The organism is Azospirillum sp. VT-I1, from assembly GCF_055698305.1.
In genome coordinates this window covers 1,734,162-1,752,765 of the sequence record NZ_CP168800.1, presented here as the reverse complement: position 1 = coordinate 1,752,765, position 18,604 = coordinate 1,734,162, and the positions used below count along the sequence as shown (strand labels likewise).

Below are 18,604 nucleotides of genomic sequence, written 5' to 3'. Positions count from 1 at the left end.
ATGGCCGGATCGCCGGTCAGTAGATCAGTTCGTTCTCGCCGCCGCCTTCGGAGATGACCAGCTCGCCGCGGGCGGCGAGATCCTTGGCCAGCTGGACCATGTACATCTGCGCCTCGTCCACGTCGCGGACGCGGACCGGGCCCATGGCGGCCATGTCCTCGCGCAGGATCTTGGCGGCACGCTCGGACATGTTGGAGAAGAACAGGTCCTTCAGCGTTTCCGACGCGCCCTTCAGCGCGGTGCCCAGCTTCTGCTTGTCCACCGTGCGCAGCAGGGTCTGGACGCCGCTGGGGTCGAGCTTCGACAGGTCCTCGAAGGTGAACATCAGCGACTTGATGCGCTCGGCGCTGTCGCGGTTGCGCTCCTCCAGGGCCGCCATGAAGCGGTGCTCGGTGGTGCGGTCCAGACCGTTGAAGATCTCCGCCAGCATCTCGTGGCTGTCGCGGCGGCTGGTGCGGGCGAGATTGGTCATGAACTCCGTGCGCAGCGTGCGCTCCACGTCGTCCAGCACCTCCTTCTGCACCGCCTCCATGCGCAGCATGCGCATGATGACCTCCATCGCGAAGCTTTCCGGCAGCTGGGTCAGCACGCGGCCGGCATGTTCGGGGCGGATCTTGGAGAGAACGACCGCGACGGTCTGCGGATACTCGTTCTTCAGGTAGTTGGACAGGACCGACTCGTTCACGTTGGCCAGCTTGTCCCACATCGTTCGGCCGGCCGGACCACGGATTTCCTCCATGATCTGGTCGACCTTGTCCTTCGGCAGGGTCTTCAGCAGCAGCCGCTCGGTCGAATCGAAGGAGCCGACGAGGGAGCCGGTGGCCGACATCTGTTCGGCGAATTCGACGAACAGCCGCTCGATCAGGTTGGCGGAGACCGTGCCCAGGTTGGCCATCACCTGGGACAGCTCCTTGATCTCCTCGTCGTCCATCAGCGAGAAGAGCCTGGACGAATGCTCCTCGCCCAGGGCCAGCATCATGATGGCGGCCTTTTCCGGGCCGGTGAGGGTCCGGTAATCTTCGCGAACCTTCAACGCCATCCGTCCGCCTCCGCCACGCCGCCCACCTCGCGGCGGAGGCGGGCGGTTCATTCTTACACGTCAGGTTTCCTGTTCTTCCGTTTTAATACGATCCGCTTGGGCATTCCATCCCTTCGGGGGAGAAGGGCGGGGACAAAATTAGCCGATTCCCGACCCTTCACCTTATCCTCCGCCTCCAGGGGCTGTGGAGTTCAGCCGAACCGCTTGGCGATCACCGCATAGGCCGCGCGCAGGCCCAGCGCCTCGCCGCCCTCAGGACGGCCGGGACGGGCAGAGCCGTTCCAGGCATAGGTGTCGAGATGCGCCCAGGGCGTGCCCTTCGACACGAATTCCTGCAGGAACAGCCCGGCGGTGATGGCGCCGGCGAAGCCGTTGGTGGTGACGTTGTTGATGTCCGCCACCTTGCTGTCCAGCCCCTTGCGGTAGGGCGCCCACAGCGGCAGCCGCCACATCGGGTCGTCGACCGCGGTTCCGGCCTCCGTCAGGTCGTTCGCCAGCGCGTCGTCGTTGCACATCAGCGCCGGCAGGTCGGGACCCAGCGCCACGCGGGCGGCACCGGTCAGGGTGGCGAAGTCGATCAGCAGTTCCGGCTTCTCCGAATCCGCCTCGGCCAGCGCATCGCACAGGATCAGGCGGCCCTCGGCGTCGGTGTTGCCGACCTCCACCGTCAGGCCCTTGCGGGTCTTCAGCACGTCCTGCGGCTTGAAGCTGTCGCCGGACACGACGTTTTCCACCGCCGGCACCAACACGCGCAGCCGCACCGGCAGCCCGGCCATCATGATCATCCGGCCGAGCGCCAGCGCATGCGCCGCCCCGCCCATATCCTTCTTCATGATGAGCATGGCCGAGGACGGCTTCAGGTCCAGCCCCCCGGTGTCGAAGCACACGCCCTTGCCGACGATGGTGACCTTCGGGTGTTCTGCATTGCCCCAGCGCAGGTCGATCAGCCGCGGTTCCCGCGGGCTGGCGCGGCCGACGGCATGGACGGCGGGATAGTCGCGGTCGAGCAGGTCCTGCCCGACGATCACCTCAACCGCCGCGTCGAACTCCGCCGCCAGATCCTGCGCCGCCTGGGCCAGTTCGGCCGGGCCCATGTCGCAGGCGGGGGTGTTCACCAGATCGCGCACCAGATAGGTGGCGGTCGCCGCCCGCTCCACCTCGCCGCGGTCGGCCTCCGCCGGCCAGACCAGAGTGGCGAAGCCCTTCTCGGGCGGCTTCTTGTAGCGGGTGAAGCGATAGCTGCCGAGCGCCCAGCCGAGTGCGGCCCGCGTCGCCGCCCGCGCGTCCAGCGCCGCGTCGATCTTGTAGGAACCGGCCGGCAGCGAGGCGGGCAGGCCGGCGAAGGCCCACAGATCGTCGACGGCCGACACGCCGGCCAGCACATGGGCGACGCCCCCGTCCGGACCCGGCAGGAAGACGGTCGATCCGGCCTCGCCGGTGAAGCCCACCGCCTTGACCCAGGAGGCGACGGCCGGCGACTGCGCGGCCAGCCAGTCGGGCAGTCCGGCCTTGGTCACGGGGGTGAGGGCGACGGTGTCGGGGCCGTCGACGGCAAGCAGGGTGGCGAGCAAGACTGAGGATCCTTCTTGCGAGATCACGTCACGCATCCGATGCGGATGCCCATCCTCCAAGGATGGCGCGCCGACGGCCGGCTGGAAAGGGGGCGATGCGCCGGGCAGGCATGGGCGGGCTGTGAAAGGCGAAGGATGGAACAGAGTGGAACGGTTTTCCGGGGATGTTTCACTGTTCCATCCGGCCGCCACACATGCTCCGCAGCGCCGTTTTCGACGCGGGATGGAACGGATGGAACATCGTGAAACGGTTTTCCGCCGATGTTCCATCGTTTCCGGCGCCGGTCGGGCGATGCTGCCGGAAAGGCTGGAGGAGCGAACGAGCGGCTCCAATGAAGCGACTCTTCGAAGGCACGGCACGGCCTCCCCAGCGATGTAGGCAGATAATCCTATCATAGGGAGTGAAAGTTGCCAGCGGTTGAATGAAGCATGATGGCGAGCAAGAGAGGGCAGGCCGATGTCGCGCCCGCCCCGAGCGTCCATTCTCGTTCAGGGACCTATTCGCTTCCCGGCCGAGGCATGGCCGAAGCATGAGCGTCGGCCAGCGCGATTTCGATCCGCTCCTTGCCCTTGCCGGTGTTGCGGCGCTTGAGGGCCAGCGCGCCGATCTCGCCGGTCCGGCGCAGGTGCGTGCCGCCGCAGGGCACCCTGGCGAAACCGGGGATCTCCCAGAAGCGGCGCTCGGCGGCCTCGTCGCTGAAGCCGCTCAGGATGGGGGTGTCGGCGGCGACGATGCGCGCCGCCTCCGCGGCGAATTCGGGCAGCAGCGGGGTCAGCGGCTCGTTCCAGGCGAAGTCGATGCGCGCCTTGTCGGCGGCGATATGGGCGCCGATCTTGTGGATGCCGGGCAGGCGGGCCATCACCAGTTCAAGCACGATCTCGGCTGCGAAGTGCAGGCGCATCAGCCGGTAGCGGCGCTCCCAGTCGATCTCCAGCGCGACGGCGTCTCCGGGGGCAAGGCCGTGGCCGGGCGCAAGCCTGTAGCGGATCTCGCGGCCGTCCTTACGGGCCTCCAGCACCTCGAAGCCGCCGATCGTGCCGGCATCGCTCTCCTGCCCGCCGGAGAGCGCGTAGAGGATGGTGGCCTCCAGCGTGACCTCGTCGCCGTCGACCGCGGCTATGCGGCTATCCAGGCGGGTGCGGTAGGGGTCGTCCCAGAACAGTTTCCGGGTCATGGAAGACCTCGCGTAACGTAACAGACCGGTTCGTGTCGCGGATGGGCGGTTCATCCCGCCGATCCTGCCATACACTATAGCCGCTTCGATGAAATGCCCGGAAAGGCATTGTCGCGCGGGCGGGGCAGATGCTTGTCCCGATGCAACCGTATGGCTTGATACGGTCCCGGCGGCAGGTCATGCTCACGCCCCCGCAGATTGCGTGTAGAGAAAGGTGCAGCCCGATGTCCGACCTGACCCTGGTGATTGGGAACAAGGCTTATTCGTCCTGGTCGCTGCGCCCCTGGCTGGTGCTGAAGCAGGCGGGGCTGGCCTTTGCCGAGACCGTCATCCCCCTGCGCCAGCCGGACACCGCCGCGCGCATTGCCGAACATTCTCCGTCGGGCCGCGTGCCCTCCCTGATCCATCGCGGACTGACCGTCTGGGATTCGCTGGCGATCTGCGAGTATGTGGCGGAGCTGGCGCCCGATGCCCGGCTGTGGCCGGCGGACCCGGCGGCGCGGGCGGTCGCGCGGGCGGTGTCGGCGGAGATGCATTCCGGCTTCGTGTCGCTGCGCAGCACCATGTCGATGGACCTCAAGCGCGACCGCAAGGGCGAGGGCATGACCGAGGCGACCGCCGCCGACATCGCCCGGATCGAGGCGCTGTGGGCCGACGCCCGCGCCCGCTTCGGCAAGCCGGCCGGCGGGCCGTTCCTGTTCGGCCCCTTCACCATCGCCGACGCCATGTACGCCCCGGTGGTGACGCGGCTGGAGACCTACGGCGTCGCGGTGTCGCCGGAGTCGCGCGCCTATATGGACGCGGTGCTGGCCCTGCCTGCGATGCGGGAGTGGATCGCGGCGGCCAAGGCGGAGCCGTGGGAGTTGCAGCCTTGAGCGATGCCGGCTTCACCATCCGGCCGGCGGGGCCGGAGGATGCCGAGGCGGTCGGCGCGCTGCTCCGGGCCTCATACCCGCCGCTGATGGCCGTTGGCTATCCGGCGGACGTGCTGGAGCGCGCCCTGCCGGCGATGATGAAGGCCAACCCGCTGCTGCTGCGGTCGGGAACCTATCATCTGGCGGTGGCGGACGATGGCGCCGTCATCGGCTGCGGCGGCTGGACCCGCGAGCCGCCGGGGCCGCCCTGCCAGCCGGTCGATCCGACGGTCGGGCATATCCGGCATTTCGCCACCCATCCCGATGCCTTGCGCCGGGGCGTCGGCAGCGCCCTTCTGGGCCGTTGCATCGCGGAGGCCAAGGTTGCCGGTGTCCGCCGGCTGGAGTGCCTGTCGAGCCTCGTCGCCGAAGGATTCTACGCATCGGCCGGCTTCCGCGCGGTTGGTCGCCGGTCGGTGATCCTGGCGCCGGGCGTCCAGTTCGACAGCATCGTCATGGCGCTGGAGCTGTCCGCAGAGGTTTGACGCGGCGGCAAAAGAGAAACGGCGCGCCGTCCTGCCGGATGGCGCGCCGTTTTCATGTCTGTTCCTCGAAACACCCTCTCCCGTCCCGGGAGAGGGCACGGAACCGACGGCCAAAGGCCGGACGACCGCAAAGCGGTCGTAGGTGAAGTGCGGTCGCGAGACTTGCGAGCGATTTCGGGGCCCATGCGGAGCATGGGAAGGGTGAGGGGTTATCCAAGGAACCATGCGGTTCGGGATTCTTGCCTCACCCCTCACCCTCCCCACGCCTTGCGGCGCGGGTCCCCTCCCTCTCCCGGGGCGGGAGAGGGTAAGGAGAGGGCTTTACTCCGCCGGGATGGCGCGCGGCAGGGTCACCGGCACGGCCAGACGGTGCAGCATCTCCTTCGGGACCACCTGCCAGAAGTGGCCGAGTTCGCGCTGCCAGTCGTTGAGGATTTCGGCGGCGAAACGGCTCTGCGTCTCGGCGACGTGCTCCTCGATCAGGGCGCGGAGCTGGGCCTCGTAGTGGGGCACCTCGATCCGCTGGAAGATGACGCTTTCCTCGTTGATGTGCAGCGGCAGCGAGTCCTCCGGGTCGTACAGGTAGGCCATGCCCCCGGTCATGCCGGCGGCGAAGTTGTCGCCGACCTTGCCCAGGATGACCGCCGTACCGCCCGTCATGTACTCGCAGCCGTTGGAGCCGCAGCCCTCCACCACCACGGTGGCGCCGGAGTTGCGCACCGCGAACCGCTCACCCGCCTGGCCGGCGGCGAACAGCTTGCCGGCGGTGGCGCCGTACAGCACCGTGTTGCCGATGATGGTGTTCTTGTTCGACTCCAGCGGGCTGCTGGTCGCCGGACGGACGACGATGGTGCCGCCCGACAGGCCCTTGCCGACATAGTCGTTGGCGTCGCCCATCACCTCCAGCTTGATGCCCTGGACCGCGAAGGCGCCCAGCGACTGGCCGGCGGTGCCGCGCAGGCGGACGGTGATGTGGCCGGGCTGCAGCCCGAACATCCCGAACTTCCGCGTCACCATCGAGGACAGCCGCGTGCCGATGGCGCGCTGCGTGTTGCGGGCGTTGTAGGCGAGCTGCATCTTCTCGCCTTCCTCGAACAGCGGGCGGGCATCGGCGACGATGCGGGCGTCCAGCGTGTCCGGCACCTCGTTGCGGCCCTGCAGCGTGCAATAGCGCGCATTCTCGCCCGGATCGACCTGGGCCAGCAGCGGGTTGAGGTCGAGGTCGTCGAGATGGGCGCCGCCGCGGCTGACCTGATGGAGCAGGTCGGTGCGGCCGATCACCTCGGTCAGCGAGCGGAAGCCCAGGCGGGCCAGGATCTCGCGGACTTCTTCGGCCAGGAAGGTGAAGAGGTTGACGACCTTCTCCGGCGTGCCGACGAACTTCTCGCGCAGCTTCTCGTCCTGGACGCAGACGCCGACCGGGCAGGTGTTGGAATGGCACTGCCGGACCATGATGCAGCCCATGGCGATCAGGCTGGCGGTGCCGATGCCGAACTCTTCCGCACCCAGCATGGCGGCGATGACGATGTCGCGGCCGGTCTTCAGGCCGCCGTCGGTGCGCAGCCGCACGCGGTGGCGCAGCTTGTTCAGCGTCAGGACCTGATGCACCTCCGACAGGCCCATCTCCCAGGGCAGGCCGGCGAACTTGATCGAGGTCTGCGGGCTGGCGCCGGTGCCGCCGGAGTTGCCGGAGATCAGGATGATGTCGGCGTTGGCCTTGGCGACACCGGCGGCGATGGTGCCGATGCCCGACCGGCTGACCAGCTTCACCGTGACCTTGGCGTCCGGGTTGATCTGCTTCAGGTCATAGATGAGCTGCGCCAGATCCTCGATCGAGTAGATGTCGTGGTGCGGCGGCGGGCTGATCAGCATGACGCCCGGCGTCGAGTGACGCAGCCGCGCGATCATCTCCGTCACCTTGAAGCCGGGCAGCTGGCCGCCCTCGCCGGGCTTGGCGCCCTGGGCGACCTTGATCTCCAGCTCGCGGCACTGGTTCAGGTACTCGGCGGTGACGCCGAAGCGGCCCGACGCCACCTGCTTGATGGCGGAGTTCCAGTTGTCGCCGTTCTTGTCGGGACGGAAGCGCGCCGGATCCTCGCCGCCCTCGCCCGAGTCGGACTTGGCGCCGATGCGGTTCATGGCGACGTTCAGCGTGCCGTGCGCCTCGGGCGACAGGGCGCCCATCGACATGCCCGGCGTGATGAAGCGCTTGCGGATGGAGGTGATGCTCTCCACCTCGTCCACCGGAACGGCGGCCTTGGTGGTGCGGAACTCCAGCAGGTCGCGCAGCTGCATCGGCGGCCGCTTGTTCACCTGCTCCGAATACTTCTTGAAGGTGGTGTAGCTGTCGTTGGTGACGGCCTGCTGCAGGGTGTGGATGATCCCACCCTCCCAGCCATGGCGGTCGCCCGACTTGCGGAAGCGGTAGAAGCCGCCGACCGGCAGGGGCAGCGCCTCACCGGCATAGGCCAGCGCATGCTGCTCCAGAACCTTCTTCTGGATGCCGTTCAGGCCGATGCCGGAGATGCGGCTGACCATCGCCGGGAAATGCTCGGCGACCAGGGCGCGCGACAGACCGATGGCCTCGAAGTTGCCGCCGCCGCGGTAGCTGCTGATGACCGAGATGCCCATCTTGGACATGATCTTCAGCAGGCCGTCGTCGATGGCCTTCTTGTAGTTCGTCATCGCCTTTTCCAGCGACAGCGAACCGAGCAGGCCGCGGCGCTGGCGCTCCGCCACCGCTTCCTGGGCGAGGTAGGCGTTGACGGTGGTGGCGCCGACGCCGATCAGCACCGCGAAGTAATGGGTGTCCAGGCATTCCGCCGTGCGCAGGTTCAGCGAGGTGAAGGTGCGCAGGTTGGAGCGGATCAGGTGGGTGTGGACCGCACCGGTCGCCAGAATGGCCGGGATGGCGGCGCGGGCCGGGCCCATCGCCTCGTCGGTCAGGATGACGTGGTTGGCACCGCCGCGCACGGCGTCCTCCGCCTCCTGGCGGATGCGGCGCAGGGCGTCGCGCAGCGCGTCGGGGCCGGCATCGACCGGGAAGGTCGCGTCGATCACCGCCGCGGTGTCGCCCATATATTCCCGCATGGCGTGGAATTCGGCGGTGGTCAGCACCGGGCTGTCGAGCTGCAGCAGGCGGGTCTGGCTCTCATCCTCGTCCAGGATGTTGCCGAGGTTGCCCAGGCGCGTCTTCAGGCTCATCACCCGGCGCTCGCGCAAGCTATCGATCGGCGGATTGGTGACCTGGGAGAAGTTCTGGCGGAAGAAGTGGTGCAGGCCGCGGTACTTGTCGGACAGCACGGCGATGGGGCTGTCGTCGCCCATCGAGCCGACGGCCTCCTTGCCGTCCTCCGCCATCGGGTGGAGGATCAGCTCCATGTCTTCCATGGCGAGGCCGAAGGCCATCTGGCGACGGCGCAGCTCCTCCTTCTCCATCTCCGACGGCTCGCCCTTCAGCGAGGCGGACTTCACCAGCTCGTCCAGGTGCGTGGTGTTCTTGACCCACTGGCCCCAGGGCTTCTGGCTGGCCAGATGGTCCTTCAGCTCACGGTCGTTGAACAGCTTGCCGGCCTGGAGGTCGACGGCGATCATCTCGCCCGGGCCGAGGCGGCCCTTCTCGACCACCTGGTTCTCCTCGATCTTGACCATGCCGGTCTCGGAGCCGCCGATGATCAGCCCGTCGGTGGTGATGGTGTAGCGCATCGGGCGCAGGCCGTTGCGGTCCATGCCGCCGACGACCCAGCGGCCGTCGGTCATGGCGAGTGCGGCCGGGCCGTCCCACGGCTCCATGACGGAGTTGCAGTAGGCGATCAGCGCCTTGTGGTTGTCCGGCGTGGTCTGCGAGCTGGTCAGCGCCTGCGGCACCAGCATCATCTTGACCATCGGCGCGCTGCGGCCGGCGCGGACCATCACCTCGAACACCGAATCCAGCGCGCCCGAGTCCGACAGGCCGACGCCGATCACCGGCTTCAGGTCCGCCATGTGGGTGCCGAACACCGCATGCTCCATGCGGGTCTCGTGCGCCTTCATCCAGTTGACGTTGCCCTTCAGCGTGTTGATCTCGCCGTTGTGGGCGAGCATGCGGAAGGGCTGGGCCAGCGGCCAGGTCGGGAAGGTGTTGGTCGAATAGCGCTGGTGATAGATGGCGAAGGACGACTCGAAGCGGTCGTCGGTCAGGTCCGGATAGAAGGTGGACAGCTGTTCGGCGAGGAACATGCCCTTGTAGATGATCGAACGGGCCGACAGGGAGCAGATGTAGAAGTCGTTGATCTGCTCGCCATGCACCGCCTTCTCGATCCGGCGGCGGATGATGTAGAGGTCGAGTTCGAACTGCTCGTCCGACACGCCCTTGCTGTTGCCGATGATGATCTGCTCGATCTCGGGCCGGGTCGCGTTGGCCTTCTCGCCGATGATGTCGACGTTGATCGGCACCTGACGCCAACCGTAGATGTAGTAGCCGAAGGCCAGAATCTCGGTCTCGACGATGCAACGGCAGGCTTCCTGGGCGTCCAGGCTGATGCGCGGCAGGAAGACCTGACCGACCGCCAGGTTGTTCTCCGGCGGGGTGTGGCCGATGACCTTAACGTGGTCCTTGAAGAACTTCTGCGGCACCTGGACATGGATGCCGGCGCCATCGCCGGTCTTGCCGTCGGCGTCCACGGCGCCGCGGTGCCAGACGGCCTTCAGGGCCTCGATGCCTTTCTCGACCACCGAACGGCGGGGCTTGCCGTCGATCGCGGCGATGAAGCCGACGCCGCAGGCGTCGTGCTCGTCGGCCGGATTGTAGGCGTGCGCAGTGGTCAGCGCCGCGGCGTTGGCGCGGAAATCGGCGACGAACTGCTCACCCTGGTTCAACTCGGTGGTCATGGAACGACCCTTTCACAGTCTGGACGTTGACCTGGGGGGCGGAAGGGATGGCCCCCTGGGGTAGACGGTGGTTCTGATGTGGAGAAGGCGAGCGGCCCCCTCCCTAACCCTCCCCCACCTGCGGTGGGAGAGGGGACTGCCGCCGCCTTCCCGTGAGGCACCCTCTCCCGCGACGCGGGGGAGGGTCGGGGAGGGGCAGGCGGCGTTGCGACTGGGTGCCTTACTCGGCGGCAACCGCCAGCTTCGGCGCGCCGACGGTCTGGGCGTAGGCGTGCATCGCCTCGGCGGCGTCGCGGCCGTCGCGGATGGCCCAGACCACCAGCGAGGCGCCGCGGACGATGTCGCCGGCGGCGAAGACGCCGTCCAGGCTGGTCATCTTGGTGCGGTGGTCGACCAGCAGCGTGCCCCAGCGGGTGACGGTCAGGTCCGGCGCGCCGAACATGCCCGGCAGATCCTCCGGCTCGAAGCCGAGAGCCTTGATGACGAGGTCGGCCGGCTCGGTGAACTCGGAACCCTCGATCACCTGCGGGGTCTGGCGGCCGGTGGCGTCGGCCACACCCAGATGGATGCGGACGGCGCGGACGCCGGTCACCACATCCTCGCCAGTGAAGCCTTCGGGCGCGGCCTGCCAGACGAACTCGACGCCCTCTTCCTCGGCATGCGCCACTTCGCGCTGCGAGCCCGGCATGTTCTTGCGGTCGCGGCGGTACAGGCACTTGACGGAGGTCGCACCCTGGCGGATCGCCGTGCGCACGCAGTCCATCGCGGTGTCGCCGCCGCCGAGCACCACCACCTTCTTGCCGGCGGCGTTCAGCGAGCCGTCCTCATACGCCTCGACGGAATCGCCCAGGCCGACGCGGTTGGAGGTGGTGAGGTATTCCAGCGCCGGGACGATGTTCTTCAGCCCCGAACCGGGAGCCTTGATGTCGCGGGCCTTGTAGACGCCGGTGGCGACCAGGATGGTGACGTGGCGCTCGCGCAACTCGGCCAGCGAGGCGTCGCGGCCGACCTCGAAGTTGGAATGGAAGATGACGCCGGCATCGGCCAGACGCTGGACGCGGCGGGCGACGACGTCCTTCTCCAGCTTGAAGCCGGGGATGCCGTAGACCAGCAGGCCGCCCATGCGGTCGTAGCGGTCGTAGACATGGACCTCGTAGCCCTTGGCGCGCAGCTCCTCGGCGGCGGCGAGGCCGGCCGGGCCGGCGCCGATCACGCCGACCGACAGGCCCAGCTCGCGGGCCGGCTTGCGCGGCTTGACCCAGCCGTTCTCCCAGGCGGTGTCGTTGATGTACTTCTCCACCGAACCGATGGTGACGGCGCCGTGGGTCGACTGCTCGATGACGCAGTTGCCCTCGCACAGGCGGTCCTGCGGGCAGATGCGGCCGCAGATTTCGGGGAAGTTGTTGGTGGCCTGGGAGACCTCGTAAGCCTCCTCAAGACGGCCCTCGGCGGTCAGCTTCAGCCAGTCCGGGATGTTGTTGGAGACCGGGCAATGCACCTGGCAGAAGGGAACGCCGCACTGCGAGCAGCGGTTGGCCTGCTCGCCGGCACGCTCGTCGCTGAAGCGGGCATAGATCTCGGCGAAGTCCTGGCGGCGGTCGGCGGCAGACCGCTTGTCGGGCATCTTCTGCGCGGTGTGCACGAAGCCCAACATTTTCTGGTTCGCCATGACGTCTGCTCCTTGCTTCGCGGCCCCGTCGTCGGTTGCGGGGACATCGCCTTGCTGGGCCTGACCGGAGGCTGCGGCGTTGGCCTACACCGACCGGCTGGGTTGAAATCGAACGTCCGCAAAGTGGCGGACGCTCGTCATATAACGCATGCGCGAAGCCGGCGGAAGCACAAAAGAACCGATAGGTCCGTTTTGTTGACCTTTTCTGCTGCAAGCCTGAAATGCGTGAGCGGTGCGGCACAGCGTCACAAAAACGAGACAGAAAATTAGTCCCTAAACGAGACTATCTCGCAAATAGGGGTACCGACCCCTCGCCGTCGCCAAGCACCGGGCACGCTGCTATAAGCACCGCAACATCCAACCGTGCCGAAGGCTGCGTGCCACGATGATGATCGATCAATATCTGGACGCCACACTGATGGGGCTGGTGGAGGGGCTGACCGAGTTCCTGCCCGTCTCCTCGACCGGCCACCTCATCATGCTGGACGAGTTGCTGGGCTTCCAGGGACCGCCCGGCAAGGTGTTCGAGGTGGTGATCCAGCTCGGCGCCATTCTGGCGATCTGCGTGGTCTATTTCCAGCGGCTGTGGCATGTCGCCACAGGGCTGAAGGACGATCCCGGCGCACGGCGCTTCGTGATGGCGGTGCTGATCGGCTTCCTGCCGGCGATGGTGCTGGGCGCCGCCCTGCATGGAGTCATCAAGACGCTGCTGTTCAACCCGACCGTGGTCAGCATCGCGCTGATCCTGGGCGGCGTCGCCATCCTGCTGGTGGAGCGGCTGGTTCCGGTCGCCCGCTATCACCGGATCGAGAATTTCTCCGCCCCGCTGGCGCTGAAGATCGGCTTCTGCCAGTGCCTGGCGCTGGTGCCGGGCGTGTCGCGCTCGGGGGCCAGCATCCTGGGCGCCCTGCTGATGGGCGTCGACCGCAAGGCGGCGGCCGAGTTCTCCTTCTTCCTGGCGGTGCCGACCATGGCCGGCGCCACCGTGTACGACCTCTACAAGAACTGGTCGGTGATGAGCCTGGACAGCGGCCTGCTGATCCTGGTCGGCTTCGTCACCGCCTTCATTGCCGCAGCATTGGTGGTGAAGACGCTGGTCGAGTTCGTCGGCCGCTACGGCTTCACCCCCTTCGGCTGGTACCGCATCGCCATCGGCACCGGCATGCTGGCCTTCCTGTATCTGTAAACGTCACACCGCTTGCCGCGGCACCGCCCGTGCCGCGGCGACCGCCACGAACAGCGCGAGCACGGCGATCAGGGCGAAGGCGGTGGCGAGGCTGGTCGCCTGGGCGATGAAGCCGACCAGCGGCGGCCCGGTCAGAACGCCGGTGTAGCCCATGGTGGACACCGCGGCGACGGCATGGTCGGCGCGGCCGCTCTCCACCGCGCCGGCCGTGCTGAACAGCACCGGGACGATGTTCGACAGGCCGATCCCGGTCAGCCCGAAGCCGGCCATCGCCAGCAGCGGCGATCCGTCCGCCACCCAGCCGGCCGCCAGAACGAGTCCCAGCCCGGCCGCGGCCAGCAGGCTGCCGCCGCGCATCAGCGTCGCTCCGCCGAAGCGGTGGCGCAGCCGGTCGCCGCTGAAGCGGCCCACCGCCATGGCGGCGCAGAACACGCCGAACCCCATGCCGGCGAGCGAGGCCGGGGCGCCGAGATCGTCGCGCAGATGGATGGCGCTCCAGTCCAGGATGGCGCCCTCGCTCATGAAGGACAGGGCGGCGAGCAGGCCGAGCAGCAGCGTCTTGCGGTCGGGCAGGACCAGCCCGCCGATCGAGGCGTTGCGGTCGGGCAGAAACCGCCCTTGAAAGGCCAGGAACAGCGCGACCAGCCCGACCGACACCAGCGCGGCCTGCGCCGCCGGGGCCATCAGCGGCAGCAGCAGCCCGCCCAGGCCCGCCCCCGCCAGCCCGCCGAGGCTCCACATCCCGTGCAGCGAGGACATGATCGGCCGGCCGAGCCGCCGTTCCACCAGCGCGCCCTGCGCGTTCATGGCGACGTCCATGGTGCCGCCCGACGCGCCGAACAGCGCCAGCACGATGCACAGCGTCACCACGTCGGGCACCAGCGCCGGCAGGGGCAGGAAGGCGGCGAACAACAGGGCGGTCACCTTAGTCACCGGAGCGCTGCCAAGCCGGCCCAGCAGCGGCCCGCTGGCGATCATCGCGGTCAGCGCGCCGACGGCAAGGCAGAGCAGCGCCACCCCCAGCACCGCTGGGCTGAGGTCGAGCCGGTTCTTCAGCAGCGGGATCTGGGTCGCCCAGACGCCGAAGACGGTGCCGTTCAGGAAGAAGGCGGCGACGGTCGCCCAGCGCGCGGCGGCGGCCTGCTCCACCACCCGGCCCGCGCCGCCGCGGATATCCTCTGCCCCTGTCATCGCCCGTCCCGTCGCTGTTGAACTGCCGACATGACGGCGGACGGCGGGGAAATCAAGCAGGGAAGCGGCAGGCGTGCCATGCCGCAAGCGGGCGGAACTCCGCTGAAACTCTTAGTGCCGCCACATCTTGGCGGCGGACAGCAGCAGGATCGCCGACAGCGCCGGCAGCAGCACCGACTCCGGCACGACGCCCAGCAGCCGGCCGCCGATGAAGGCGCCGGCCAGCGATCCCGCCGCCATCAGCAGCACGAATCCGCGGTTGCGGGCCAGCACGGACAGGCTGCGGTCGCGGGCGTAGCGGGAAAAGCCGGCGATCATGGTCGGCAGGCTGATCGCCAGGGACAGGCTGCCCGCCAGCTTCACGTCGACGCCGAACAGCAGGACCAGCGTCGGAATCAGCAGCTCGCCGCCGGCCACGCCCAGGATGGAGGCGACGACGCCGATGGCGAAGCCGGCGGCGGTCCCGGCGGCGATCAGCGCCAAACCGCTCACCGGAGGCCCGCCGCCGCCCGCCGCGCCATGGCCGAACAGCAGGACGCCGGCGATCAGCACCAGCAGCAGGGCGATCACCCGGCGCAGCCGGGCGGCGTCCATCCGCACCGCCCAGCCCGCCCCGATCCAGGCGCCCAGCAGGCTGCCGGCCAGCAGGTTGACGATCACCGTCCCGTTGGCGGCGACGAGGCCGAGCGGGACCGCGCCGGCACGGAAGGGAAGGGCGGCGGCGACGACGACGAGGCTCATCGCCTTGTTCAGGATGACGGCGTCGAGCACCGCGAAGCGGAAGGCGCCGATCAGCAGCGGCAGCCGGAACTCGGCCCCGCCCAGCCCGATCAGGCCGCCCAGCGTGCCGATGACGCCGCCGCTGAGGAAGGAGGCAAGCGCGCGCAGCCCGTTCAAGGCAAACGCTCCAATGCGAAAGCCCCGGCGCAGGGGCCGGGGCTTTCGGGAGTCACGGGAGGGGCTCCGCCGCTCAGTGGGCGTTGCCGGTCAGGCCGCTGTACTTACCGCCGACGATGAAGCGCGACAGGTAGGTCGGCAGGATCACCTCGCAGGTGGCAAGCTCGGTGATGCCCAGGTCCTTGAAGCCCAGCGCGGTCGGGGAGGCGACGTTGTCCTGCTTCAGCAGCGCCACCTGGTCGCGGGTCAGGGCGGGGGCCAGCACCGGCACCTTCTCCAGGATGCCGGCCAGCGATTCGGCCGCACCCCAGGGGATGGTCACCAGCGGGCGATGGCGCTGGATGTCCCGCTGGGTCAGCTCCAGCAGTTCCCGGAAGGTGTAGACGCGCGGGCCGCCCAGCTCGTAGGTCTTGCCGCGGCTGGCGTCGGTCTCCAGCGCGGCGATGACGGCATCGGCCAGATTGCCGACATAGACCGGCTGGAACAGGGTCTTGCCGCCGCCGATCAGCGGCAGGGCGGGGGCCTTCTGCGCCATCGCGGCGAACTTGTTGAAGAAGTTGTCCTCCGGCCCGAAGACGATGCTGGGGCGCAGGATCGTCGCCGCCGGGAAGGCCGACAGCACCGCCTGCTCGCCGGCCGCCTTGGAACGGGCGTAGGAGGAGGGGGAATTGGCGTCGGCGCCGATGGCGGAAATCTGGATCAGCCGGTTGACGCCGGCGGCGGCGGCCAGGCGGGCGATGCGGGCGGCGGCATCGACATGCACGCCCTGGAAGCTCTGGCTCCCGCGCTCGTACAGCACGCCCAGCAGGTTGATGACGACATCCGCGCCCTGGACGGCGCGGGCGACCGACTCGTCCTTGGTGCAGTCGGTGGCGAAGGGCACGATCTGGCCGACGGCGCCGGCCGTCTTCAGGAAGGCGGCCTTGCCCGGAATGCGGGTGGCGATGCGGATCTGGGCGCCGGACTTGGCGAGGCGCCGGATCAGGTGGCGGCCGATGAAGCCCGAACCGCCGAACACCGTGATAACCTGAGTGCGATAGGACATCGACCGTCTCCCGTGTCGTTGCGCGCCGTCATCGGGGCTTTCGCGCGGCGGTTCTCCCGCCGTTGCGCGCGCCCCCGCGCGTCGTCCGACTGTGTGTCGCCATGAGGACTGCTGGAACTGCGGGCATGCTTATAGCGAATGGACCGCCGCCAATCTAGGGACTGCATTGCCGCGCCGGCCGGCGATGGGGTGAAAACCCGCGATGCGACAAAAAAATGAAGGGGTCGAAAAAAGCTGTTGACGCCCCCCGGCCGGATCATTAAACAACCGCCCACACACCGAGCACCGAGCCCAGGTGGCGGAATTGGTAGACGCGCAGGTTTCAGGTACCTGTGGCAGAAATGTCGTGGAAGTTCGAGTCTTCTCCTGGGCACCATTTCTTTCTACCCGGCTGCGCCGCATGCACAGCTCCTTCGATCGAGAAGGAGGAAGTGCAGAGCGGCGTTCGTCGTTTCTAGGGTCCGTGGCCGGGGGCCTGACCACCCGGGAAGCGACCATGCCCATCGACCTTCATGACGGCGACCTCCCCGACGGCCTCGACCTCGCCGCCGGCGCCCGCGACAACTGCGTGGCCATCGACACCGAGACCATGGGGCTGAACCCCCACCGCGACCGCCTGTGCCTCGTGCAGCTGTCGGCCGGCGACGGTGCGGTCCATCTGGTGCAGTTCCGTCCCGGCCGGTACGAGGCGCCGAACCTGAAGCGTCTGCTGACCGATCCCGGCGTGACCAAGCTGTTCCATTTCGCCCGCTTCGACGTGGCGGTGATGAAGGCCTATCTGGGCGTCGATTGCCGGCCGGTCTATTGCACCAAGGTCGCCTCCAAACTGGTCCGCACCTTCACCGACCGCCATGGCCTGAAGGATCTGTGCAAGGACCTGCTGGGGGTGGAAATCTCCAAGCAGCAGCAGTCCTCGGACTGGGGCGCGCCGGAGCTGACCACCGACCAGATGAAGTATGCGGCGTCGGACGTGCTGCACCTGCATGACCTGAAGGCGAAGCTGGACGTCATGCTGGCGCGCGAGGGACGCACCCATCTGGCGCAGGCCTGCTTCGACTTCCTGCCCGCCCGCGGCGAGCTGGACCTCGGCGGCTGGGAAACCCCGGACATTCTGGCGCATTGACGGCCTGATCATCGCCCTCTCCCGCCTCTCGCACAAACTTCGTTTGTGCTGACGGCGTCAGGCGGATCGAAGATCCGCTGAGAGCCCCGGGAGAGGGAGGGGACCCACGAAGTGGGGAGGGTGAGGGGTGATCCAAGAAACCCGGACCGCAAGGTTCCTTGGATCACCCCTCACCCTTCCCACCGCTTTGCGGCGGGCCCCTTCCCTCTCCCGGGGCGGGAGAGGGAGCCATACCGCCCCCTGACCGGCCGTGGATTTGACCCGGGGTCCGGGGGTGGGCATACTGCATGACGCGCCTGCCGGGAGCCATCCCGGCGGGCGCGCGTTTGTGAACGGCCCATCGACCGGGCCTTTTGAATGGAAGGCATGACAGCCTTGACCAGCGTTATCACGTCCGGCCTGACCGCCAGCCTGTCCGGCGACTCCGCCGCTTCGACGGAATCGAGCGCCGTGGAGAACCGCGACCTCGCCTGCGCCACCCGCGTCCTACGGACGGAGGCCGATGCGCTGGTCGCCCTGGCGGACAGCCTCGACGGCGCCTTCCTCAAGGCGCTCGACCTGCTGAACGGCATCGAAGGGCGCGTGGTCGTCACCGGCATGGGCAAGTCGGGCCATGTCGCCCGCAAGATCGCCGCCACCATGGCCTCCACCGGCACGCCGGCCTTCTTCGTCCATCCGGGCGAGGCGAGCCACGGCGACCTCGGCATGATCGCGAAGAACGACGCGGTGGTGGCGCTGTCCAATTCGGGCGAGACGCACGAGCTGGCCGACATCATCGCCTACACCCGCCGCTTCGGCATCCCGCTGATCGGCATGACCCGCCGGGCCGCCTCCTCGCTGGCCGAGCAGTCGGACGTGGCGCTGATCCTGCCGCCGGTGCCGGAGGCCTGCCCGCTGGGCCTGGCGCCCACCACCTCCACCACCATGATGCTGGCGCTGGGCGACGCCATCGCGGTGGCGCTGCTGGAACGGCGCGGCTTCTCCGCCGCCGATTTCCGCGAGTTCCACCCCGGCGGACAGCTGGGCCGCGCCCTGCTGAAGGTGACGGACATCATGCACAAGGGGACCGATTTGCCCCTGTGCCGTCTTGACTCGCCGCTGTCCGACGTCATCTTCGAGATGACGGCCAAGCGGCTCGGCTGCGTCGGGGTGACCGACGAGGCGGGGGCGCTGGTCGGGATCATCACCGACGGCGACGTTCGCCGTCATCTGACGCCGGAGCTTCTGGCAGAGCGCGCCGACAGCATCATGTCGCCGCGGCCCAAGACCATCCGCCCGAAGGCGCTGATCGTCGAGGCGCTGCGCGAGATGAACGAGAAGAAGATCACCACCCTGTTCGTGATCGAGGACGACCGGCCGCTGGGCATCGTGCACATCCACGACTGCCTGCGCGCGGGCGCCGCCTGACCGCGTTCTTGTCCATTATGGAAGCCAAGCGCC

At 68.3% G+C, this 18,604-nt stretch carries 13 protein-coding genes and 1 tRNA gene; 6 read left to right on the top strand and 8 right to left on the bottom strand.

The window, feature by feature from the left end:
• Positions 1-16: 16 nt before the first annotated feature.
• The 3 genes from fliG to AB8P05_RS08435 all read right to left on the bottom strand — a co-directional run bounded on the left by fliG (position 17) and on the right by AB8P05_RS08435 (position 3,785).
• Positions 17-1,039 (bottom strand): flagellar motor switch protein FliG, encoded by a 1,023-nt coding sequence (gene fliG, locus AB8P05_RS08445; RefSeq protein ID WP_455172798.1) that lies wholly within the window; start codon positions 1,037-1,039, stop codon positions 17-19.
• A 191-nt stretch (positions 1,040-1,230) separates the two neighbouring features.
• A complete protein-coding gene (locus AB8P05_RS08440; RefSeq protein WP_472757623.1) occupies positions 1,231-2,610 on the bottom strand; it encodes a leucyl aminopeptidase family protein in 1,380 nt (459 codons plus the stop codon).
• Positions 2,611-3,107: 497 nt separating this feature from the next.
• Positions 3,108-3,785, bottom strand: a complete 678-nt coding sequence (locus tag AB8P05_RS08435; protein ID WP_472757622.1) for an alanyl-tRNA editing protein — start codon at positions 3,783-3,785, stop codon at positions 3,108-3,110.
• A gap of 224 nt (positions 3,786-4,009) precedes the next feature.
• Between AB8P05_RS08435 and AB8P05_RS08430 the strand changes: the two genes are divergently transcribed.
• A complete protein-coding gene (locus AB8P05_RS08430; protein ID WP_472757621.1) occupies positions 4,010-4,660 on the top strand; it encodes a glutathione S-transferase family protein in 651 nt (216 codons plus the stop codon).
• Positions 4,657-5,184: a GNAT family N-acetyltransferase gene (locus tag AB8P05_RS08425; protein ID WP_472757620.1), complete on the top strand. Its 528-nt coding sequence runs from the start codon at positions 4,657-4,659 to the stop codon at positions 5,182-5,184. The genes AB8P05_RS08430 and AB8P05_RS08425 overlap by 4 nt, the downstream gene beginning before the upstream one ends.
• Before the next feature lie 321 nt (positions 5,185-5,505).
• Here AB8P05_RS08425 and gltB read toward each other — a convergent pair whose 3' ends face one another.
• Both gltB and AB8P05_RS08415 read right to left on the bottom strand, forming a co-directional pair.
• Positions 5,506-10,053, bottom strand: coding sequence for a glutamate synthase large subunit (gene gltB / locus AB8P05_RS08420; protein WP_472757619.1), 4,548 nt, complete (start codon positions 10,051-10,053; stop codon positions 5,506-5,508).
• A gap of 220 nt (positions 10,054-10,273) precedes the next feature.
• Complete coding sequence (locus AB8P05_RS08415; protein WP_472757618.1) at positions 10,274-11,722, bottom strand: NAD(P)-dependent oxidoreductase; 1,449 nt, start codon at positions 11,720-11,722, stop codon at positions 10,274-10,276.
• A 385-nt stretch (positions 11,723-12,107) separates the two neighbouring features.
• Between AB8P05_RS08415 and AB8P05_RS08410 the strand changes: the two genes are divergently transcribed.
• Positions 12,108-12,908 (top strand): undecaprenyl-diphosphate phosphatase, encoded by an 801-nt coding sequence (locus tag AB8P05_RS08410; protein WP_455172791.1) that lies wholly within the window; start codon positions 12,108-12,110, stop codon positions 12,906-12,908.
• 3 nt (positions 12,909-12,911) lie between these two features.
• Here AB8P05_RS08410 and AB8P05_RS08405 read toward each other — a convergent pair whose 3' ends face one another.
• From AB8P05_RS08405 to AB8P05_RS08395, 3 genes are all read right to left on the bottom strand, one after another.
• Positions 12,912-14,099 carry an MFS transporter gene (locus AB8P05_RS08405; RefSeq protein WP_472757617.1) on the bottom strand — a complete coding sequence of 396 codons (1,188 nt, stop codon included), beginning with the start codon at positions 14,097-14,099 and terminating at the stop codon, positions 12,912-12,914.
• A gap of 111 nt (positions 14,100-14,210) precedes the next feature.
• Positions 14,211-14,996, bottom strand: a complete 786-nt coding sequence (locus tag AB8P05_RS08400) for a sulfite exporter TauE/SafE family protein (protein ID WP_472757616.1) — start codon at positions 14,994-14,996, stop codon at positions 14,211-14,213.
• Between the two features lie 73 nt (positions 14,997-15,069).
• Positions 15,070-16,041, bottom strand: a complete 972-nt coding sequence (locus tag AB8P05_RS08395; RefSeq protein WP_472757615.1) for a complex I NDUFA9 subunit family protein — start codon at positions 16,039-16,041, stop codon at positions 15,070-15,072.
• 289 nt (positions 16,042-16,330) lie between these two features.
• Here AB8P05_RS08395 and AB8P05_RS08390 point away from each other — a divergent pair.
• From AB8P05_RS08390 to AB8P05_RS08380, 3 genes are all read left to right on the top strand, one after another.
• Positions 16,331-16,417: transfer RNA gene (locus tag AB8P05_RS08390), tRNA-Leu, on the top strand.
• Between the two features lie 120 nt (positions 16,418-16,537).
• Complete coding sequence (locus tag AB8P05_RS08385; RefSeq protein WP_012972732.1) at positions 16,538-17,164, top strand: ribonuclease D; 627 nt, start codon at positions 16,538-16,540, stop codon at positions 17,162-17,164.
• Between the two features lie 357 nt (positions 17,165-17,521).
• Positions 17,522-18,571, top strand: coding sequence for a KpsF/GutQ family sugar-phosphate isomerase (locus tag AB8P05_RS08380; protein WP_455172787.1), 1,050 nt, complete (start codon positions 17,522-17,524; stop codon positions 18,569-18,571).
• Positions 18,572-18,604: the final 33 nt, after the last annotated feature.